This window comes from Pseudomonas sp. efr-133-TYG-5, from assembly GCF_030209175.1.
Taxonomy (GTDB): domain Bacteria; phylum Pseudomonadota; class Gammaproteobacteria; order Pseudomonadales; family Pseudomonadaceae; genus Aquipseudomonas.
In genome coordinates, this window is record NZ_JARVSM010000010.1 from 78,982 (window position 1) to 99,946 (window position 20,965).

Annotated in this window: 21 protein-coding genes and 1 tRNA gene; 17 read left to right on the forward strand and 5 right to left on the reverse strand. The window is 60.7% G+C overall.

Features of this window, described 5'->3' with window-relative positions:
• Nucleotides 1-84: 84 nt before the first annotated feature.
• From QRN70_RS26500 to nadA, 17 genes are all read left to right on the forward strand, one after another.
• On the forward strand, nucleotides 85-306 hold the full coding sequence (locus QRN70_RS26500; protein ID WP_285420816.1) for an FmdB family zinc ribbon protein: 222 nt from the start codon (nucleotides 85-87) through the stop codon (nucleotides 304-306).
• Nucleotides 307-408: 102 nt separating this feature from the next.
• Nucleotides 409-2,184 (forward strand): aspartate--tRNA ligase, encoded by a 1,776-nt coding sequence (gene aspS, locus QRN70_RS26505; RefSeq protein WP_285420817.1) that lies wholly within the window; start codon nucleotides 409-411, stop codon nucleotides 2,182-2,184.
• A 135-nt stretch (nucleotides 2,185-2,319) separates the two neighbouring features.
• Nucleotides 2,320-3,066: a YebC/PmpR family DNA-binding transcriptional regulator gene (locus tag QRN70_RS26510; RefSeq protein WP_285420818.1), complete on the forward strand. Its 747-nt coding sequence runs from the start codon at nucleotides 2,320-2,322 to the stop codon at nucleotides 3,064-3,066.
• A gap of 157 nt (nucleotides 3,067-3,223) precedes the next feature.
• Entirely contained in the window at nucleotides 3,224-3,751 is a 528-nt protein-coding gene (gene ruvC / locus QRN70_RS26515; protein ID WP_007962095.1) for a crossover junction endodeoxyribonuclease RuvC, read from the forward strand.
• Nucleotides 3,752-3,865: 114 nt separating this feature from the next.
• A complete protein-coding gene (gene ruvA, locus QRN70_RS26520) occupies nucleotides 3,866-4,474 on the forward strand; it encodes a Holliday junction branch migration protein RuvA (RefSeq protein WP_285420819.1) in 609 nt (202 codons plus the stop codon).
• Nucleotides 4,475-5,536: a Holliday junction branch migration DNA helicase RuvB gene (gene ruvB / locus QRN70_RS26525; protein WP_285420820.1), complete on the forward strand. Its 1,062-nt coding sequence runs from the start codon at nucleotides 4,475-4,477 to the stop codon at nucleotides 5,534-5,536.
• Between the two features lie 127 nt (nucleotides 5,537-5,663).
• The gene (ybgC, locus tag QRN70_RS26530) at nucleotides 5,664-6,131 is read left to right on the forward strand and encodes a tol-pal system-associated acyl-CoA thioesterase (RefSeq protein ID WP_285420821.1); all 468 of its coding nucleotides are present in this window, start codon (nucleotides 5,664-5,666) and stop codon (nucleotides 6,129-6,131) included.
• A complete protein-coding gene (tolQ, locus tag QRN70_RS26535) occupies nucleotides 6,121-6,816 on the forward strand; it encodes a protein TolQ (RefSeq protein ID WP_285420822.1) in 696 nt (231 codons plus the stop codon). The genes ybgC and tolQ overlap by 11 nt, the downstream gene beginning before the upstream one ends.
• 23 nt (nucleotides 6,817-6,839) lie before the next feature.
• Complete coding sequence (gene tolR / locus QRN70_RS26540) at nucleotides 6,840-7,292, forward strand: protein TolR (protein ID WP_177327371.1); 453 nt, start codon at nucleotides 6,840-6,842, stop codon at nucleotides 7,290-7,292.
• The gene (gene tolA, locus QRN70_RS26545; protein WP_285420823.1) at nucleotides 7,292-8,371 is read left to right on the forward strand and encodes a cell envelope integrity protein TolA; all 1,080 of its coding nucleotides are present in this window, start codon (nucleotides 7,292-7,294) and stop codon (nucleotides 8,369-8,371) included. The genes tolR and tolA overlap by 1 nt, the downstream gene beginning before the upstream one ends.
• 53 nt (nucleotides 8,372-8,424) lie before the next feature.
• Nucleotides 8,425-9,669, forward strand: a complete 1,245-nt coding sequence (gene tolB / locus QRN70_RS26550; RefSeq protein WP_502941680.1) for a Tol-Pal system beta propeller repeat protein TolB — start codon at nucleotides 8,425-8,427, stop codon at nucleotides 9,667-9,669.
• 52 nt (nucleotides 9,670-9,721) lie between these two features.
• Nucleotides 9,722-10,219: a peptidoglycan-associated lipoprotein Pal gene (pal, locus tag QRN70_RS26555; RefSeq protein ID WP_003178634.1), complete on the forward strand. Its 498-nt coding sequence runs from the start codon at nucleotides 9,722-9,724 to the stop codon at nucleotides 10,217-10,219.
• A 6-nt stretch (nucleotides 10,220-10,225) separates the two neighbouring features.
• A complete protein-coding gene (ybgF, locus tag QRN70_RS26560; protein WP_285420824.1) occupies nucleotides 10,226-11,071 on the forward strand; it encodes a tol-pal system protein YbgF in 846 nt (281 codons plus the stop codon).
• A 167-nt stretch (nucleotides 11,072-11,238) separates the two neighbouring features.
• Nucleotides 11,239-11,886: a 7-carboxy-7-deazaguanine synthase QueE gene (gene queE, locus QRN70_RS26565; RefSeq protein WP_285420825.1), complete on the forward strand. Its 648-nt coding sequence runs from the start codon at nucleotides 11,239-11,241 to the stop codon at nucleotides 11,884-11,886.
• Nucleotide 11,887: 1 nt separating this feature from the next.
• Nucleotides 11,888-12,580, forward strand: coding sequence for a 7-cyano-7-deazaguanine synthase QueC (queC, locus tag QRN70_RS26570; RefSeq protein ID WP_285420826.1), 693 nt, complete (start codon nucleotides 11,888-11,890; stop codon nucleotides 12,578-12,580).
• A 63-nt stretch (nucleotides 12,581-12,643) separates the two neighbouring features.
• Nucleotides 12,644-12,719: transfer RNA gene (locus tag QRN70_RS26575), tRNA-Lys, on the forward strand.
• Nucleotides 12,720-12,990: 271 nt separating this feature from the next.
• Nucleotides 12,991-14,049: a quinolinate synthase NadA gene (gene nadA, locus QRN70_RS26580; RefSeq protein ID WP_285420827.1), complete on the forward strand. Its 1,059-nt coding sequence runs from the start codon at nucleotides 12,991-12,993 to the stop codon at nucleotides 14,047-14,049.
• Nucleotides 14,050-14,180: 131 nt separating this feature from the next.
• Here nadA and QRN70_RS26585 read toward each other — a convergent pair whose 3' ends face one another.
• The 5 genes from QRN70_RS26585 to gcvP all read right to left on the reverse strand — a co-directional run bounded on the left by QRN70_RS26585 (nucleotide 14,181) and on the right by gcvP (nucleotide 20,962).
• On the reverse strand, nucleotides 14,181-14,669 hold the full coding sequence (locus QRN70_RS26585; protein WP_285420828.1) for an RDD family protein: 489 nt from the start codon (nucleotides 14,667-14,669) through the stop codon (nucleotides 14,181-14,183).
• A gap of 97 nt (nucleotides 14,670-14,766) precedes the next feature.
• The gene (locus tag QRN70_RS26590; RefSeq protein WP_007951194.1) at nucleotides 14,767-14,979 is read right to left on the reverse strand and encodes a cold-shock protein; all 213 of its coding nucleotides are present in this window, start codon (nucleotides 14,977-14,979) and stop codon (nucleotides 14,767-14,769) included.
• A gap of 404 nt (nucleotides 14,980-15,383) precedes the next feature.
• Nucleotides 15,384-16,508, reverse strand: coding sequence for a glycine cleavage system aminomethyltransferase GcvT (gene gcvT / locus QRN70_RS26595; protein ID WP_285420829.1), 1,125 nt, complete (start codon nucleotides 16,506-16,508; stop codon nucleotides 15,384-15,386).
• A 50-nt stretch (nucleotides 16,509-16,558) separates the two neighbouring features.
• Nucleotides 16,559-17,935 (reverse strand): L-serine ammonia-lyase, encoded by a 1,377-nt coding sequence (locus QRN70_RS26600; protein ID WP_285420830.1) that lies wholly within the window; start codon nucleotides 17,933-17,935, stop codon nucleotides 16,559-16,561.
• Between the two features lie 174 nt (nucleotides 17,936-18,109).
• Nucleotides 18,110-20,962, reverse strand: coding sequence for an aminomethyl-transferring glycine dehydrogenase (gene gcvP, locus QRN70_RS26605; RefSeq protein WP_285420831.1), 2,853 nt, complete (start codon nucleotides 20,960-20,962; stop codon nucleotides 18,110-18,112).
• Nucleotides 20,963-20,965: the final 3 nt, after the last annotated feature.

Genomic DNA, 20,965 nt, shown 5'->3' on the forward strand with positions numbered 1-20,965 from the left:
ACAGGCCGCATTTAATGGATATAATCTCGCCCTTTCGCCGCACGTCCCTGTATGCGGCAGCAATCTGATCGCCGAGACACCTCCATGCCGATGTACGATTACCAATGTGCTTCCTGTGGTCATCAGTTGGAAGTCATTCAAAAGATCAGCGAAGCAGCGCTGGTCGACTGCCCTGCCTGCCAGGCGCCTGAGCTCAAGAAATTGCTGTCCATGCCGGGCTTTCGCCTCAGCGGCAGCGGTTGGTACGAAACCGATTTCAAGACCGGCGCGAAGAAGAATCTGGCCGGTGGCGACAAATCTGACTAGGGTTCAGGCCCAGGTCGAACGACACGCGCGAGTTTTCCCATGTTGCTTGAGTGCGACGGGATCTCCACCGAATTTCGAATTACGAGAAGCGAAACCACTACCATGATGCGCAGCCATTATTGCGGCCAACTGAACGAAAGCCTGGAAGGCCAGGAAATTACCCTTTGCGGATGGGTTCACCGTCGTCGCGACCACGGCGGGGTGATTTTCCTCGATATCCGTGATCGTGACGGTCTGGCCCAGGTAGTCTTCGATCCGGATCGCGCCGAGAGCTTCGCCGCCGCCGATCGCGTGCGCAGCGAGTACGTGGTGAAGATCACCGGCAAGGTGCGTCTGCGTCCGGCCGGTGCGACCAACGCCAACATGGCGTCGGGCATGATCGAAGTGCTGGGTTACGAACTGCAGGTGTTGAACGAAGCGGAAACCCCGCCGTTCCCGCTCAACGAATACTCCGACGTCGGCGAAGAAACCCGCCTGCGCTATCGCTTCCTCGATCTGCGTCGTCCGGAAATGGCCGAGAAGCTGCGTCTGCGTTCGCGCATGACCACCAGCATCCGTCGCTACCTCGACGAGAACGGCTTCCTCGACGTCGAAACGCCGATCCTGACCCGTGCTACCCCGGAAGGCGCCCGTGACTACCTGGTGCCGAGCCGTACTCACGCCGGTTCGTTCTTCGCCCTGCCGCAATCGCCGCAGCTGTTCAAGCAACTGCTGATGGTTGCCGGTTTCGACCGTTACTACCAGATCGCCAAGTGCTTCCGCGACGAAGACCTGCGTGCCGACCGTCAGCCTGAGTTCACTCAGATCGACATCGAGACCAGCTTCCTCGACGAAAAAGACATCATGGGCCTGACCGAAGGCATGATCCGCAACCTGTTCAAGGAAGTGCTGGATCTGGAATTCGGCGAATTCCCGCACATGACGTTCGAAGAAGCCATGCGTCGTTACGGTTCCGACAAGCCGGACCTGCGTAACCCGCTGGAACTGGTCGACGTTGCCGATCAGCTGAAAGAAGTCGAATTCAAGGTCTTCAGCGGTCCGGCCAACGATCCGAAATGCCGTATCGCCGCGCTGCGCGTTCCAGGCGGGGCGAGCATGCCGCGCAAGCAGATCGACGACTACACCAAGTTCGTCGGCATCTACGGTGCCAAGGGCCTGGCGTACATCAAGGTCAACGAGCGCGCTGCCGGTGTTGAAGGTCTGCAGTCGCCGATCGTCAAGAACATTCCGGAAGACAAGCTGAACGTGATCCTCGATCGCGTGGGCGCAGTCGATGGCGACATCGTGTTCTTCGGCGCCGACAAGGCCAAGATCGTCAGCGAAGCCCTGGGCGCGCTGCGGATCAAGCTCGGTCACGACCTCGACCTGCTGACCTGCAAGTGGGCGCCGATGTGGGTCGTCGACTTCCCGATGTTCGAAGAAAACGACGACGGCAGCTTCTCGGCGCTGCACCACCCGTTCACCGCACCGAAGTGCTCCCCGGAAGAGCTGGAAGCCAATCCGGCCGGCGCTCTGTCCCGTGCCTACGACATGGTGCTCAACGGCACCGAGCTGGGTGGCGGTTCGATCCGTATCCACCGCAAGGAAATGCAGCAAGCGGTGTTCCGTCTGCTGGGTATCAATGAAGCGGAACAGGAAGAGAAGTTCGGCTTCCTGCTCGACGCGCTGAAATACGGTGCGCCGCCGCACGGTGGCCTGGCCTTCGGCCTGGACCGTCTGGTGATGCTGATGACCGGCGCCCAGTCGATCCGTGAAGTGATCGCCTTCCCGAAAACCCAGAGTGCTGCCGACGTGATGACGCAAGCGCCGGGTGTGGTGGATGCCAAGGCACTGCGCGAACTGCACATTCGTTTGCGCGAAACGCCAAAGGCTGAGTAAGACGGGCCTGAAGGCGCATCTTCGGATGCGCCTTTTTTCTTTCTGTACAGATTGAAGGCAGGTCGAGATTTTTTGTTTGCCGGCCGGCGCGGTGTGCGCGGCGGGCAATGAGTCAAAGAGAATTCGGAGCGAGTTATGGCAGGTCATTCCAAGTGGGCGAACATCAAGCACCGCAAAGAACGTCAGGATGCCAAGAGAGGCAAGATTTTCACCAAGTGGATCCGTGAGCTGACCGTCGCGGCCCGTCAGGGCGGCGGCGATCCGGGTTCCAACCCGCGTCTGCGCCTGGCCCTGGACAAGGCGCTGGGTGCGAACATGAGCCGCGACATCATCGATCGCGCGATTGCCCGCGGCGCCGGTGCGACCGAGGCCGACAACGTCGAAGAGCTGACCTACGAAGGTTACGGCCCGGGCGGCGTGGCGGTGATGGTCGAGTGCATGACCGACAACCGCAACCGTACCGCCGCGGCCGTGCGCCATGCGTTCAGCAAGTGCGGCGGTAACCTCGGCACCGATGGCTCCGTAGCGTACCTGTTCGAGCGCAAGGGTCAGATCAGCTTCGCGCCGGGCGTCGACGAGGACGCGCTGACCGAAGCGGCGCTGGAAGCCGATGCCGATGACGTGGTCACTCACGAAGACGGTTCGATCGACGTGTTCACTTCGTTCACCGGGTTCTACGCGGTGCGCAACGCGCTGGAAGCGGCCGGGTTCAAGGGCGACGACGCGGAAATCGTCATGCAGCCGACCACCAGCGCCGAACTGGACCTGGAAGGTGCGGAGAAGGTGCTCAAGCTGATCGATATGCTTGAAGACCTCGACGACGTGCAGAACGTTTATTCCAACGCGGATATCCCGGAAGACGTGGCCGCCCAGCTCGGTTGAGAGCGGCTAGGCTTCAATGTGGGAGCGAGCCTGCTCGCGAATGCGGATTTTCAGGCAGCATCGTTGCTGACGTTAAACCGCTTTCGCGAGCAGGCTTGCTCCCACATTTGTTATGGGTTGGTTAGAAAATCGTGCTTTTACCGAATCTGCAGGCGTTATGACTTTAATTCTTGGTATCGACCCCGGTTCGCGCATCACCGGTTACGGGATCGTTCGCGATACCGGACGTGGTGGTTGCATCTACGTGGCCTCGGGCTGCATCCGCACCGGCGCCGGCGAGCTGCATGAACGCCTGCAGATCGTCTATCGCGGCGTGCGTGAAATCATTCAGACCTACGGCCCGGTGACCATGGGCATCGAAAAGGTCTTCATGGCGAAAAACGCCGACTCGGCCCTCAAGCTCGGCCAGGCCCGTGGCGCCGCCATTGTGGCTGGCGCTGAAGAGTGCCTGGAGATTGCCGAGTACACTGCCACCCAGGTCAAGCAAGCCGTGGTCGGCACCGGTGCGGCGAATAAAGAGCAGGTGCAGATGATGGTCATGCACATGCTCAAGCTCACCAGCAAACCGCAGATCGATGCCTCGGATGCCCTGGCCATTGCCATTTGTCACGCGCACACCCGCTCCAGCCTGCTGCCGCATGGTCTGGGAACCGCACGCAGTCGTGGCGGGCGCCTGCGTCTCTGATAGCATCAGCAATCATTTTTGCGGAATGCGGCTTTTGCGCCTGGGTCGTCGGCCCGAAAACCGCTTTCCGTCAGTCGCCAGCCCACGGCTGGCCAACGCTCAAGGATCTGAAACGTGATTGGACGCTTGCGCGGCACCCTGGCTGAAAAACAGCCGCCGCACCTGATTCTCGATGTAAACGGCCTCGGGTATGAGCTGGAAGTGCCCATGACCACCCTTTATCGCCTGCCGTCGGTCGGTGAACCGCTGACCTTGCATACCCATTTGGTCGTACGCGAAGACGCGCAGTTACTCTATGGCTTTGCCGGCAAGCGTGAGCGAGACTTTTTTCGCGAGTTGATCCGTCTCAATGGTGTCGGGCCGAAACTCGCACTGGCGTTGATGTCGAGCCTCGAGGTCGACGAACTGATCCGCTGCGTGCAATCCCAGGACACCTCGGCGCTGACCAAGGTGCCGGGGGTCGGCAAGAAAACCGCCGAGCGCCTGCTGGTCGAACTCAAGGATCGTTTCAAGGCCTGGGAAACCGTGCCGGCCATGTTCGCCCTGGTGCCGAACCAGCCCGACGGCCCGGCGCCGGTCAACAGTGCCGAAACCGACGCGGTCAGCGCGCTGATTTCCCTGGGCTACAAGCCGCAGGAAGCGAGCAAGGCGATTTCCGCGATCAAGGAGAAAGGCTTGAGCAGTGAAGACATGATCCGCCGTGCCCTGAAGGGAATGATTTAAGTGATTGAAGCTGATCGTCTGATCGCCGCCACGCACAGTCCGCGTGAGCGCGAAGAAGTCCAGGACCGGGCGATTCGCCCTGTCAGCCTGGCCGAATACATCGGCCAGCCGACCGTTCGCGAGCAGATGGAGCTGTTCATCCAGGCCGCCCGTGGCCGCAACGAATCGCTCGACCACACGCTGATCTTCGGTCCGCCGGGCCTGGGCAAGACCACTCTGGCCAACATCATCGCCCAGGAAATGGGCGTATCGATCAAGAGCACCTCCGGCCCGGTGCTTGAGCGACCCGGTGACCTGGCAGCGTTGCTGACCAATCTCGAGCCGCACGACGTGCTGTTCATCGACGAAATCCATCGCCTGTCGCCGATTGTCGAGGAAGTGCTGTACCCGGCCATGGAGGATTTCCAGCTCGACATCATGATCGGCGAGGGGCCGGCAGCGCGCTCGATCAAGCTCGATCTGCCACCGTTCACCCTGGTCGGCGCGACGACCCGTGCCGGCATGCTGACCAACCCGCTGCGTGACCGCTTCGGCATCGTCCAGCGCCTGGAGTTCTACAGCACTGCCGATCTGGCGACGATTGTCAGCCGTTCGGCGTCGATTCTCGGCCTGCCGCTGGACCCGGAAGGGTCTTTCGAAATTGCCCGGCGCGCGCGCGGTACGCCGCGGATCGCCAACCGTCTGTTGCGCCGGGTGCGCGATTTCGCCGAAGTCCGTGCCAAGGGCCATATCACCAAAGCCGTTGCCGATCTGGCGCTGAATCTGCTCGACGTCGACGAACACGGCTTCGATCACCAGGACCGGCGCCTGCTGCTGACCATGATCGAGAAATTCGACGGTGGCCCGGTGGGGATCGACAGTCTGGCGGCGGCGATCAGCGAAGAGCGTCATACCATCGAGGATGTGCTGGAGCCGTACCTGATCCAGCAGGGTTACATCATGCGCACGCCGCGCGGGCGGGTAGTGACGCGGCACGCCTATCTGCATTTCGGTTTAAACATTCCGTCACGAATGGGCGAGATGCCCGTGGTAGACGAGTTTCTCGATGCAGTGGACGATTAATACACATTTATTGTCGATTTATTCAGCGTTTGTACTGTCACAGGACGGTACTTTTGCGGTAAAGCCTTTGAACAATGAAAAACAGTTGCCTGGCTGGATTGGCAACCCGAGGAGTAAGCACTAGAGTATGCGCGCGCAAAACGGGCTTGGGCCGTTCGCACATCGTTGTCGCGTTTATTACGAGGACACCGATGCGGGCGGCATCGTGTATTACGTTAATTACCTCAAGTTTATGGAACGGGCTCGAACCGAGCGGCTCCGGGAGCTGGGCTTTGCCCAGTCGGCGCTGGCAGGGGAGGACCTGTTGTTCGTCGTGCATTCCAGCGAAGCGCGCTACCACGCGCCGGCGCGACTGGACGACGAGCTTCTGGTAAGCGCTGATGTAATCGAATTGAACCGTGCCAGCCTGCGCTTCAAACAGCAGGTCAGGCGGGCAACGGATAATGTGCTGCTCTGCGAAGGGCAGTTTCTGGTGGCCTGTGTGCGCACTAACAGTTTGAAACCCCGGGCCCTTCCCGAAGACCTGCGTGCGGCCTTTGCCGACGCGGTCGGCACGGGTACACACTCAAAGCAGGAGATAAAGCGTGGAAGCTAACGTCGTCGACCATTCCTCCATGTGGAGCCTGGTCAGCAATGCCAGCATCGTGGTGCAGTTGGTAATGTTGACCCTGGTAGCCGCATCGGTGACCTCATGGATCATGATCTTTCAGCGCAGCAATCTGCTGCGCGCCGGTCGACGTGCCCTGGAGAGCTTCGAGGAGCGCTTCTGGTCGGGTATCGACCTGTCCAAGCTGTACCGTCAGGCCGGCAGCAACCCGGATCCGGACTCGGGCGTGGAGCAGATCTTCCGTGCCGGTTTCAAGGAATTCTCCCGTCTGCGTCAGCAGCCAGGCGTCGATCCTGAAGCGGTGATGGAAGGCGTGGCTCGTGCCATGCGCGTGGCCATCTCCCGCGAAGAAGAAAAGCTCGAGCAGAGCCTGCCGTTCCTCGCCACCGTGGGTTCCGTCAGCCCGTACATCGGTCTGTTCGGTACGGTCTGGGGCATCATGAACTCCTTCCGTGGCCTGGCCAGCGCGCAACAGGCAACCCTGGCCACTGTGGCACCCGGCATCGCCGAAGCCCTGATCGCGACCGCGATCGGTCTGTTCGCCGCAATCCCGGCCGTTATTGCTTACAACCGTTTCTCTGCCCGCAGCGAAACCTTGCTGAGCCGCTACTACACCTTCGCCGATGAATTCCAGGCGATCCTGCACCGCAAAGTGCACACCAGCGAAGACTAAGCAGGTAAATCCCGATGGCTTTAATCGCTCGAGCCCGAAACAAGCGCAAGCCGGTCGCCGAGATGAACGTAGTGCCTTACATCGACGTGATGCTGGTGCTGCTGGTCATCTTCATGGTGACGGCTCCGATGCTCAATCAGGGCGTGAAAGTGGATCTGCCCAAGGTTTCCAGCGAAGCCTTGCCGCAGGACAACAACACCCAGGTCCTGACCATTTCGATCAAGGCTGACAAGACCTACTACTGGAACCTTGGCAGCGAAGTCGACACCGAAAAGCAGCAGGACAGGGCTATGACCCTGCCGCAGATGACCGACGCGGTGACCAAGATCATTCGCGCCGGCAACGAAGGCGGCAAGCATACCCAGGTCTTCATTCGCGGCGACAAGAGTGTCGACTACGGCGCCGTCATGGGCGCAATGGGCGGCCTGCAGAAAGCCGGAGTCGGTAATGTTGGCTTGATTACCGAGGCCCCCTGATGCAGCAACAGCGAGAGCCGTCTGCCTCGGAAAGCTACTTCTGGCCCAGTGTCTGGGCGATTGGCTTGCACGTGCTGGTATTCGGCATGCTGTTCGTCAGTTTCGCCCTGACCCCGGAATTGCCGCCGGCCAAGCCGATTGTCCAGGCGACCCTGTACCAGCTGAAATCGAAAAGTCAGGCAACCACCCAGACCAATCAGAAGATTGCGGGTGAGGCGAAGAAATCCGCCGCGCGCCAGACCGAAGTCGAGCAGATGGAGCAGAAAAAGGTCGAGCAGGAAGCGGTGAAGGCTGCGGAACAAAAGAAAGAAGAAGCGGCTCAAAAGGCCGAGGAAGCCAAGCAGGCCGATGAGGCGAAGAAAGCGGAGCAGGCGAAGAAGGCTGACGAAGCCAAGAAAGCCGACGACGCGAAGAAAGCCGCGGAAGCCAAGAAGGCAGAAGAGAAACAATTGGCTGATATAGCCAAGAAGAAAGCCGAAGAAGAAGCCAAGAAGGCTGCTGAAGAAGAGGCCAAGAAAGCGGCCGCGGAAGAAGCCAAGAAGAAGATCGTCGAAGACGCGAAGAAGAAAGCCGCCGAAGACGCCAAGAAGAAAGCTGAAGCTGAAGAGGCGAAAAAGAAAGTCGCCGAAGACGCGAAGAAGAAAGCTGCTGCCGATGCTGCGAAGAAGAAAGCGCAGGAAGCGGCACGTAAATCCGCCGAAGACAAAAAGGCCCAGGCCCTGGCAGATTTGCTTTCCGACACGCCGCAGCGTCAGCAGGCCTTGGCCGATGAGCAGGGTGACGAAGTCGCGGGCAGTTTCGATGACCTGATTCGTGCGCGGGCAGCGGAAGGCTGGGCTCGTCCACCTTCGGCACGCAAGGGCATGACGGTCGTGCTGCAAATCGGCATGTTGCCGGACGGTACGGTGACCTCGGTCAGCGTGGCCAAATCCAGTGGCGACGGTCCGTTCGATGCTTCGGCAGTCGCGGCGGTCAAGAATATTGGACGTTTGACGGAAATGCAGGGAATGAAGCCGAGCGATTTCGCTCCGTATCGTTCATTCAAGATGACATTCACACCTGAGGATCTAGCCTTGTGAGAAACCTTCTTCGAGGAATGCTGGTCGTGATCTGCTGCTTTGCAGGTTTCGCGATGGCAGATGAAAAGAACATTCTGGTCACCAGCGGCAGCGATCGGGCTACTCCGATCGCCGTTGTACCGTTCGGTTTCCAGGGCGGTGCCGTCCTGCCGGACGACATGGCTGAAATCATTGGTAACGATTTGCGGAACTCGGGCTACTACGCGCCGATTCCCAAGCAGAACCTGATCGGTCAGCCGAGCCAGGCCAGCGAAATCATCTTCCGTGACTTCAAGGCCCTGGGTGCCCAGTACGTCATGGTCGGCAGCATCGTCCCGGCCGGTGGCAAGCTGTCGGTCAACTACGCACTGTTCAACGTCGCGACCGAGCAGCAAGTGCTGACCGGTTCGGTATCGGGCGGTGTCGATCAGTTGCGCGACATGGCGCACTACATCTCCGACCAGTCGTTCGAAAAGCTCACCGGTATCAAAGGTGCCTTCTCGACTCGCCTGCTGTACGTGACAGCCGAGCGTTTCTCCGAGAAGAACACGCGTTACACCCTGCAGCGTTCGGACTATGACGGTGCCCGTGCCGTGACTCTGCTGCAATCGCGCGAGCCGATCCTGTCGCCGCGTTTTGCACCGGATGGCAAGCGTATCGCCTATGTGTCGTTCGAGCAGAAGCGCCCACGCATCTTCATGCAGAACATCGACACCGGTCGCCGCGAGCAGATCACCAACTTCGAAGGCCTGAACGGCGCGCCTGCCTGGTCGCCGGACGGCAATCGCCTGGCGTTCGTGCTGTCCAAGGACGGTAATCCGGACATCTACGTGATGAACCTCGGTTCGCGTCAGATCACTCGCGTGACCGCGGGTCCTGGCATCAACACCGAACCGTACTGGGGCAAGGATGGCTCGACCATCTACTTCACCTCCGACCGTGGCGGCAAGCCGCAGATCTACAAGACCAGCGCCGGTGGCGGTGGTGCCGAGCGCGTGACGTTCGTGGGCAACTACAACGCCAACCCGAAGCTTTCGGCTGATGAAAAGACGCTGGTGATGATCCATCGCCAGGACGGATTCACCAATTTCAAGGTGGCGGCCCAGGATTTGCAGCGCGGAAGTGTAAAAATCCTCACTGATAGCACTCTGGACGAGTCGCCTACTGTTGCGCCCAACGGCACCATGGTAATCTACGCCACCCGCCAGCAGGGCCGGGGAGTCTTGATGCTCGTGTCCATTAATGGACGCGTGAGGCTCCCGCTTCCTACCGCACAAGGCGAAGTCAGAGAACCGTCCTGGTCCCCTTACCTGAACTGACGCGGCGCTTTACGTTTTACTTAACACACTGGGGTTCATTAGGAGTTTCACGATGGAAATGCTGAAGTTTGGTAAATTTGCTGCGCTGGCTCTGGCCATGGCTGTAGCTGTAGGTTGCTCGTCCAAAGGCGGCGACAACGCCGGTGAAGGCGCTGTTGATCCAAACGCTGGTTACGGCGCAAACACCGGTGCAGTTGACGGTTCCCTGAGCGAAGAAGCTGCTCTGCGCGCAATCACCACCTTCTACTTCGAATACGACAGCTCGGACCTGAAGCCAGAAGCCATGCGCGCTCTGGACGTTCACGCCAAAGACCTGAAAGCAAACGGCGCTCGCGTTGTTCTGGAAGGCAACACCGACGAACGTGGTACTCGTGAGTACAACATGGCACTGGGCGAGCGTCGTGCGAAAGCCGTTCAGCGCTACCTGGTACTGCAAGGTGTTTCCCCAGCTCAGCTGGAACTGGTTTCCTACGGCGAAGAGCGTCCAGTTGCTACCGGCAACGACGAGCAGTCCTGGGCTCAAAACCGTCGCGTCGAACTGCGTAAGTAATTCGATATGCGAACGTGCCGTCGTGCTGTAACTGTTCTGGCTCTCAGCCTCGCGCCGCTTGCGGCGTGGGCTGCGGTTCCTGTGGTCGATGACAACTCCGGTTATAACAATAGCGGGAGCAGTTATCCGCCTGCGGGTTACGGTACGAACGGCGCCTATGCCGGGGGAGCGGCTTCGGCCCCTGCCTCGGCACAAGGCATGCTGTTCAACCAATTGCAACAGATGCAGGATCAGCTATCGCGCCAGCAAGGCGTGATCGAAGAACTGCAGAATCAGGTTGCGCGCATGAAGCAGGAATCCCTGGAGCGATACCAGGATCTTGATCGGCGCATAGGATCCGGCGTAGCACCTGCCGCGACTCCTGAGAATTCTTCTGCCGGTGGCGATGCAAGTGCCGCCGGTGCTGCTGCCGGGGCTGCCGCTGGCGCCGGCGCTGCTGCTGCCCAGGCACCTGCGGCAAGCAGTGAACCGGGTGATCCGGCCAAGGAAAAGCTGTATTACGATGCCGCTTTCGACCTGATCAAGGCCAAGGATTTCGACAAGGCCAGCCAGGCTTTTGCCGCTTTCCTGCGCAAGTATCCGAACAGCCAGTATGCGGGCAATGCCCAGTACTGGTTGGGTGAAGTGAACCTGGCCAAAGGCGATCTGCAAGGTGCCGGTCAGGCTTTCGCCAAGGTTTCGCAGCTGTATCCCAAGCACGCCAAAGTGCCGGATTCGCTGTACAAGCTGGCTGACGTAGAGCGCCGCCTCGGTCACACCGACAAGGTCAAAGGCATTCTGCAGCAGGTCGTGGCCCAGTACCCGGGTACTTCCGCCGCTCAGCTGGCACAGCGTGATTTGCAACGCATGTAAGGCTGTTTGATCCCGTTTGGAAGAAACCCGCGCTTGTCGCGGGTTTTTTCGTTAGAATTCACGCCCTTTTTCTGAAACACGCTTCTGGTGATCTACGCGTTGGCGGGGTTGCCTGGAGTGCCTGACGGAGGCGGACAGCCTGTTTAGCTGTTACGCCCGTGGCGACTATGCAAGACACATTGAGAATCACCGAAGTTTTCTACTCGTTGCAGGGGGAAACGCGGACTGCCGGGCTGCCCACGGTTTTTGTGCGCCTGACCGGTTGCCCTTTGCGTTGCCAATACTGCGACAGCGCCTATGCGTTCACGGGCGGGACGATCCGCACCCTCGACGATATCCTCGAGCAAGTGGCCGGCTACCGTCCGCGCTACGTCTGCGTCACCGGCGGTGAGCCGTTGGCGCAACCGAACGCGATCCCTTTACTCAAGCGCCTGTGCGATGCCGGCTACGAGGTCTCGCTGGAAACCAGCGGCGCGCTGGACGTCTCGGCGGTCGATCCGCGGGTCAGTCGCGTCGTCGACCTGAAGACCCCGGGCTCCAAAGAAGCCCATCGCAACCGTTACGAGAACATCGAACTGCTGACCCCCAACGATCAGGTGAAGTTTGTCATCTGCTCGCGGGAGGACTACGACTGGGCAGTATCCAAGCTGATTCAATACGGTCTTGATCGACGCGCGGGGGAAGTGCTGTTTTCCCCAAGTCATCATGATCTCAATGCCAGGGATCTGGCGGACTGGGTGGTGGCGGACAACCTGCCAGTGCGGTTGCAGTTGCAGCTGCATAAATATCTATGGAATGACGAGCCGGGGCGCTGAAATGACTGAACAATTGAACACTTGTGAAAAACGTGCGGTGATCCTGCTGTCCGGTGGCCTGGACTCGGCCACCGTCGTTGCCATGGCCCGTGCCGAGGGCTACGCCTGCTACACCATGAGCTTCGATTACGGCCAGCGTTCGCATGCCGAACTGTACGCCGCTGAGCGCGTTGCCCGCGACCTGGGGGTCGTCGAGCACAAGGTGATCGGCCTCAACCTTAATGGCATGGGCGGCTCGGCCCTGACTGACACCAGCATCGATATTCCGGAAGAGCTCGGCGAAGGCATTCCGGTGACCTACGTGCCGGCACGCAACACGGTGTTTCTGTCGCTGGCGCTGGGCTGGGCGGAAGTGCTTGGCGCGCGTGACATCTTCATCGGTGTCAACGCGGTGGATTATTCCGGCTACCCGGACTGTCGTCCCGAGTTCATCGAGTCGTTCGAGCGCATGGCCAACCTGGCGACCAAGGCCGGCGTGGAGGGCAACGGTTTCCGCATCCAGGCTCCGCTGCAGAACCTGAGCAAGGCGCAGATTGTCGAGGCTGGCGTGAAGCTGGGCGTCAATTACGGGCTGACCGTTTCCTGCTATCAGGCCGACGATAACGGCCGTGCCTGCGGCAAATGCGACAGCTGCCGACTGCGTGCTGACGGCTTCGCAGCGGCCGGCGTGAGCGACCCAACACCTTATTTTTGAATTTTTTCAAATTAGGTGTTGAATAGTCCTTAAAAATCAGTATTATACGCGCCACCACACAGCGGGTCGTTAGCTCAGTTGGTAGAGCAGTTGGCTTTTAACCAATTGGTCGTAGGTTCGAATCCCACACGACCCACCATTTTTGCTGTTTTTAAAAGTCTGGAAGGCCCACGAAAGTGAGGATTTCCGGATTTTTTTTTGCCTGCGATTCGGGCATTTCTCCTTTCCGCGACGCCACGGCTGACACAGATCAGAATCATCTTTTGCATCAACGGGATATTCTGTAGCCTTGCGCAGCTTCAACGCTGTCCGTGCCTGATAATACTCACTCTCCCGGCGGTGCCCTCAATGGGTCCGGAGCCGGGTGTATACTCGACTTTCGCGCGAATGCGCCTGCAGGTCTTGCGAACATGACGCAGATTTCCGAACGCCTTCTGGTTCAAGCCCACCTCGATGCCAAGCAGCCCAAACCGCTGAGCGCCGAGGAAGAGGCCTATTACCGTTCCGCCATCGCCGCCGAGCTCAAGGCTCAGGACGCCGTGCTGGTTGCCCACTTCTATTGCGATCCGATCATCCAGGCCCTGGCTGAAGAGACCGGCGGCTGCGTTTCCGATTCTCTGGAAATGGCCCGCTTCGGCAATGCCCATCCGGCCAAGACCGTGGTGGTGGCCGGGGTCAAGTTCATGGGTGAGACCGCGAAGATTCTCAATCCGGAAAAACGCGTGCTGATGCCGACCCTGGAAGCGACCTGCTCGCTGGATCTGGGTTGCCCGGTGGATGAGTTCTCGGCGTTCTGCGATCAGCACCCGGAACGCACCGTGGTGGTCTATGCCAACACGTCAGCGGCGGTCAAGGCCCGGGCCGACTGGGTGGTGACCTCCAGTTGCGCCCTGGAAATCGTCGAAAGCCTGATGGACAACGGCGAGACCATCATCTGGGGCCCGGACAAACACTTGGGCACCTACATTCAGCGCAAGACCGGCGCCGACATGCTGCTGTGGGACGGTGCCTGCATCGTCCACGAGGAGTTCAAATCCAAGCAGCTGGAAGACATGAAGGCGCTGTACCCGGATGCCGCCATTCTGGTGCACCCGGAGTCGCCGACCTCGGTGATCGAACTGGCGGATGCCGTCGGCTCCACCAGCCAGCTGATCGCTGCCGCGCAGTCGCTGCCGAACAAGACCCTGATCGTCGCCACCGATCGCGGGATCTTCTACAAGATGCAGCAGCTGTGCCCGGACAAGGTCTTCATCGAGGCGCCAACCGCCGGTAACGGCGCCGCGTGCCGCAGTTGCGCCCATTGCCCGTGGATGGCCATGAACACCCTTGAGCGCACGCTCAAGTGCCTCAAGGAGGGGACGAACGAGATCTTTGTCGATCCGGCGTTGATTCCGCAGGCGATCCGTCCGCTCAAGCGCATGCTGGACTTCACCCAGGCGGCGCGGATGAAGCTCGCCGGTAACGCTTAAGCGCCAAGGCATTAGCAAACCTGTGGGAGCGAACCTGCGCGCGAAGGCGGTGCATCAGTCGACTGGATATTGACTGACTCACTGCCTTCGCGAGCAGGCTCGCTCCCACATTGTTTTATGGCATCTGCGAATCAGCGGGGTTTCTTCGGAATCCGCACCACGCGGGTATCGGAGTAGATGTCGTGCCACGTGCGCTTCTGTTTGTCATACAGCGACCAGAAGAACCCAAGCCCTGCGCACAGCCACGAAGCGATCGACACCATGAAGCGCAGCAGCGCCTGCCACAGGCTGATCGCCGTACCGTCGGCGTTCTGAACGCGAATTCCCCACACCTGCATGCCCAGTGTCTGCCCGCCGTGAGTCCAGAACTTGGCGAAGAACGCGAACAGCACCAGCAGCAGCACCGTGGAGTACAACGGGTCGCCATCCATTTTCCCGGCATCGGTCAGGGCGCGCAGGCGTTCCTCGCCAATGATCGCCGCCTGGATCAACTTGTAGACGAATCCAGTGACGATCAGCAGGGCGGTGCACAGCAGGAAGTCATAGAACATCGCGGCCAGGCGCCGGCCGAGGCCAACGGCAGGAAAATCGCCCTGGGGAGTGAGCAGGTTTTTCGACATGGCAGCCTCTGGTCGCAAAATGAAGCGCCATTTTACGGATTCGCGCGCACAAAAAAGCCCCTGATATCAATATCAGGGGCTTTTTCGTTACAGAAGATCAGGCTTCTGCGATGACTTCATCAGCTTGCATGCCTTTCTGGCCCTGCACAGCAACGAAGGTCACTTTCTGGCCTTCTTTCAGGCTCTTGAAGCCGTTGCCCTGAATGGCGCGGAAATGCACGAACAGATCCGGACCGCTTTCTGGAGTGATAAAACCAAAACCTTTCTCGTCGTTAAACCACTTGACGGTACCGCTCTGACGTGTGGACATTTCTTATTTCCTTTGACGCAAAAATTGATGACAGTCTCTTCCTCATGAAAGAGTACTGGGGCTGGTTGCAGGAGAGTAAGAAGACGTCGAACGGGATGTAGCTAACTTGTAGGCTACTGCCCAGGTCACGATTCCAAGCTGACCCATGCAAACACAGTGGAGAAACTCTACGCCAACTACGGGAGAAAAAACAAGCCCCGCGAAGGCCCCGGTTTTCCTGCGTCTGCTGGCAGTTAGTCAGTTCACTAGTCGGGCTTAGACGATTAGCTTGTTCAATTGTTTTCGAACGTTATAAGCCAAGTTCATAATCGAAACGAATGTTAGAAAAGTGCACTGTTTTATGGCGATTGCGTTACACATTAGTGCACGCATAACGCAATCGCGTTACTTATAGAAACAGTCGATCAACCGCGATAGTAGCGTTGTGGAACAAATGGCATTTTGCTTACAAGCATTGGCACCTTTTTCCCACGAACGATGGCCCAGACTGGCGTCTCGAGCGCGGCGTAGGCGCTGTCGAGGTAACCCATCGCCACCGGTCCACCCAAGGTCGGGCCGAAACCACCGCTGCACACGCTGCCGATGATTTCACCGGCCTCGTTGACGATTTCGGCGCCCTCACGCACCGGCGTACGCTCTTGCGGCAACAGACCCACGCGTTTGCGCGCGACGCCGTTGTGCTGCTGCGCGAAGACCTGCTCTGCCCCCGGGAAACCCCCGGCCCGCGTGCCATCGGCGCGACGTGGCTTGGAGATGGCCCACAGCAGGCTCGCCTCGATCGGCGTGGTGTCGCTGTTCATGTCGTGGCCGTACAGGCACAGGCCGGCTTCCAGGCGCAGCGAGTCGCGGGCGCCGAGACCGATGGCCTGGACCTCCGGTTCAGCCAGCAGGGCGCGGGCGAGTTTTTCCGCGGCGGCCGCCGGCACCGAGATTTCAAAGCCGTCTTCACCGGTGTAACCGGAACGGCTGACAAAGCAATCGACACCGAGCAATTGCACGCGGTTGAACTGCATGAAGGTCATCTTCGCCACCTCCGGTGCCAGGCGCGCGAGCACGCTGACCGCTGCCGGGCCTTGCAGGGCGAGCAGGGCGCGCTCCTCGAACAGCGCCGAAATGGTGCACTGATCGCCGATGTGCTTTTGCAGATGCGCCAGGTCCTGATCCTTGCACGCGGCGTTGACCACCAGGAACAGTTCATCGTTGCCGAGGTTGGCGACCATCAGGTCATCGAGAATGCCGCCGGTGGCGTTGGTGAACATCGCGTAGCGCTGCATGCCCACCGGCAGGTCGATGATGTCCACCGGCACCAGGGTTTCCAGGGCCTTGGCGGCGTTGGCGCCGGTCAGGCGAATCTGGCCCATGTGCGAGACATCGAACAGTCCCGCCTGCTCGCGGGTGTGCTGGTGTTCCTTCATCACGCCCAGCGGGTATTGCACCGGCATGTCATAGCCGGCGAACGGCACCATGCGGGCGCCGAGTTCGAGGTGCAGAGCGTGCAGCGGGGTTTTCGACAGTTGTTCGGTGGACATGCGTGACTCCTTGATTCACACCCACCCTCTCCCGGAGGGAGAGGGGCTAATTAGCATTCGATGATGTTGACCGCCAGACCGCCGCGGGCGGTCTCCTTGTATTTGCTTTTCATGTCGGCGCCGGTCTGGCGCATGGTGCGGATGACCTTGTCGAGGGAGACGAAGTGTTGCCCGTCGCCACGCATGGCCATGCGTACCGCGTTGATGGCTTTGACCGAGCCCATGGCATTGCGCTCGATGCAGGGCACCTGGACCAGGCCGCCAATCGGGTCGCAGGTCAGGCCGAGGTTGTGTTCCATACCGATTTCCGCAGCGTTTTCCACTTGCTGCACGCTGCCACCGAGCACTTCGCACAAAGCGCCGGCCGCCATCGAACAGGCCACGCCGACTTCGCCCTGGCAGCCGACTTCGGCTCCGGAGATCGAGGCGTTTTCCTTGTACAGAATGCCGATGGCCGCCGCGGTCAGCAGGAAGCGCACCACGCCGTCGTCGTTCGCCCCGGGGATGAAACGCATGTAGTAATGCAGCACAGCCGGAATGATCCCGGCCGCGCCATTGGTGGGGGCGGTGACCACGCGCCCGCCGTTGGCGTTTTCTTCGTTGACGGCGAGGGCGTAGAGGTTGACCCAGTCGAGCACCGACAACGGATCGCGCAGCGCCGACTCCGGGTTCTTGCACAGTTGCCGATGCAACGCTGCGGCGCGGCGCTTGACCTTCAGGCCGCCCGGCAGGATGCCTTCGTTGCGGCAGCCGGCGGCCACGCAGTCCTGCATCACTTGCCAGATTTTCAACAGGCCGGCGCGGGTTTCCGCCTCCGGGCGCCAGGCGCTTTCATTGGTCAGCATCACCTGGCTGATCGACAGGCCATAGGTGGCGCAATGACCGAGCAGGTCCTTGGCACTTTTGAACGGGAAGGTCAGCGGTGTGGCGTCCTCGACGATGCGGTCGGCGCCAGCGGCGTCTTCGTCGACGACGAAACCACCGCCGACCGAGTAATACTCGCGACTGCGGATCTGCAATCCCGCCGCATCGAAGGCGCGAAAGATCATGCCGTTGGGGTGATAGGCCAACGGTTTGCGGATCATCGCCAGGTGTTCTTTTTCGTTGAACGCAATGCTGTGTTCACCGAGCAGGTTCAGCCGGCCATTGCCGCGAATCTCCTGCAGACGTGCGGCGACGGTTTCGGTGTCGACGGTGTCCGGGTGTTCACCTTCCAGGCCGAGCAGCACGGCTTTGTCGCTGCCGTGACCCTTGCCGGTGGCGCCGAGGGATCCATACAACTCGACCCTGACGCTGCGGGTCGCTGCCAGCAGGTTTTCCCGGCGCAGGCCTTCGACGAAGCGCGCGGCGGCACGCATCGGGCCGACGGTGTGGGAGCTGGAGGGGCCGATGCCAATCTTGAACAGGTCGAATACGCTTAACGACATGAGGGCTCCTACGGAGCAGTGGTGAGCTTCGAGCGGCAAGCTGCAAGGAAGGTGAATCGGCTTTTCCTTGCAGCTCGTGTTCGCGCCGCAGTGCATGCAGCAAGCCCAGGCCGCCAGTTAAAGCAGGTCAGCTTTAACTGGCAGCTTGTAGCTCAACGCTTGCAGCTGCTTTCTTCAAGCATAGCTTTCGATCGACGGGCAGGCGCAGACCAGGTTGCGGTCGCCGAACACGTTGTCGACGCGACCGACCGGCGGCCAGTACTTGCCTTCGACCAACGACGCCACCGGATACACCGCCTGCTCGCGGCTGTACGGGTGGGTCCACTCGCCGACCAGCTCCGCCGCGGTGTGCGGGGCGTTCTTCAGCGGGTTGTCGTCCTTGTCCAGGGTGCCGTTTTCCACTGCGCGAATTTCCTCGCGGATGCGGATCATGGCGTCGCAGAAGCGATCCAGTTCTTCCTTGGATTCGCTTTCGGTCGGCTCGATCATCAGCGTGCCGGCCACCGGGAACGACATGGTCGGGGCATGGAAGCCGAAGTCGATCAGGCGCTTGGCGACGTCATCGACGCTGATGCCGCTGCTGTCTTTCAGCGGACGCAGGTCGAGGATGCATTCGTGCGCCACCAGCCCGTTGCTGCCGGTGTACAGCACGGGGTAGTGCTCTTCGAGGCGACGGGAAATGTAGTTGGCGTTGAGGATCGCCAGTTGCGAAGCGCGTTTCAGGCCGGCGCCACCCATCATGCGAATGTACATCCAGGTGATCGGCAGAATGCTTGCGCTGCCGAACGGTGCCGCGCAGACCGCGCCTTCCTTGCGTGCCATCTGGGCGTGGCCCGGCAGGAACGGCGCGAGGTGCGACTTGACGCCGATCGGGCCGACGCCCGGGCCGCCACCGCCGTGCGGGATGCAGAAGGTCTTGTGCAGGTTCAGGTGCGATACGTCGCCGCCGAACTTGCCCGGGGCGCAGAGGCCGACCATGGCGTTCATGTTCGCGCCGTCGATGTACACCTGGCCGCCGTTGTCATGAATGATCGCGCAGATTTCGCGGATGCCTTCTTCGAACACGCCGTGGGTCGACGGGTAGGTGATCATCAGCGCGGCGAGGTGCTCGCGGTGCTCGATGGCTTTGGCCCGCAGGTCTTCGATGTCGACGTTGCCGCGGGCATCGCACGCGGTCACGACCACACGCATACCGGCCATCTGTGCGGTTGCCGGGTTGGTGCCGTGGGCCGACGACGGGATCAGGCAGATGTCGCGACGGTCGTCGCCACGGCTCTGGTGATAGGCACGGATGGCCAGCAGGCCGGCGTATTCGCCTTGCGAGCCGGCGTTCGGTTGCAGCGAGATCGAGTCGTAACCGGTGGCGGCGCAGAGCATCGCTTCCAGTTCATCGGTCAGTTGCTGGTAACCGGCGCTCTGTGCGGCCGGGGCGAACGGGTGCAGGGCGCCGAATTCGGCCCAGGTCACCGGGATCATTTCGCTGGCGGCGTTGAGTTTCATGGTGCACGAGCCCAGCGGGATCATGGTGCGATCCAGTGCCAGGTCCTTGTCCGCCAGTTTGCGCAGGTAGCGCATCAACTCGGTTTCCGAGTGATAGCGGTTGAACACCGGGTGGCTGAGGATCGGCGACTGCCGCACCAGCGCCGCCGGGAGGGCGCTCTGCACCGAAGCGGCCAGTGCGGCGAAGTCCGGCAGCGCCTGGCCGTCGGCGAACAGGGCCCACAGGGTTTCGATGTCGGCCTGGGTGGTGGTTTCGTCCACCGACAGGCCCAGACGCTGGGCATCGACCACACGCAGGTTGATCTGTTGGGCGTGCGCCTTGTCGTGCAACGCGGCGGTGCGCGCGCCGGTGGCCAGGGTCAGGGTGTCGAAGAAGTTCGCTTGCTCGACGTTCAGGCCCAGCGCGCTCAGGCCCTTGGCCAGGATCGCGGTCAGGTGATGCACGCGGTTGGCGATCTGGGTCAGGCCTTTCGGGCCGTGGTACACGGCGTACATGCTGGCGATGTTGGCCAGCAGTACTTGCGCGGTGCAGATGTTCGACGTGGCTTTCTCGCGACGGATGTGTTGCTCGCGGGTCTGCATCGCCAGACGCAGCGCCGGTTTGCCGAAGCGGTCGACCGACACACCGACCAGGCGGCCCGGCATGTCGCGCTTGAATGCATCTTTAGTCGAGAAGTAAGCCGCGTGCGGGCCACCGAAGCCCAGCGGCACGCCGAAGCGTTGCGCGCTGCCAATAGCCACGTCGGCACCGAACTCGCCCGGCGGGGTCAGCAGGGTCAGGGCCAGCAGGTCGGCGGCCACGGCCACCAGGGCATTGGCGGCGTGGAAGCGTTCGGTCAGTTCGCGATAGTCGAACAGGTCACCGTTGCTCGCCGGGTATTGCAGCAGCGCGCCGAAGAACGGCGTCACATCGCTCAGTTCACGCTCGTCGCCGACAACCACCTCGATGCCCAGCGGCTCGGCACGGGTGCGCAGCACGTCGAGGGTCTGCGGGTGGCTGTGGATCGAGGCGAAGAACTGGTGGCTGCCCTTGTTCTTGCTCAGGCGTTTGCAGAAGGTCATGGCTTCGGCAGCGGCGGTGGCTTCGTCGAGCAGCGAGGCGTTGGCGATCGGCAGGCCGGTGAGGTCGCTGATCAGGGTCTGGAAGTTCAGCAGCGCTTCGAGACGGCCCTGGGAAATTTCCGGCTGGTAAGGGGTGTAGGCGGTGTACCAGGCCGGGTTTTCCAGGAGGTTGCGCAGGATCGGCGACGGCGTGTGGCAGTTGTAGTAGCCCTGACCGATATAGGTCTTGAACAGCTGGTTCTTGCCGGCGATGGATTTGATCATCGCCAGGGCGTCGGCTTCGCTGAGGCCGTCGTCCAGACCGAGCACGCTGGTGCCCTTGATGCTTTCCGGGATAACGCTGGCGCTCAGCGCTTCGAGCGAATCGAAGCCGAGGCTGTTGAGCATGGCTTGCTCGTCACCGGCGCGCGGGCCGATGTGACGGGCGATGAATTCGTTGGCGGTGCCAAGGTTGACTTGAGTCATGGT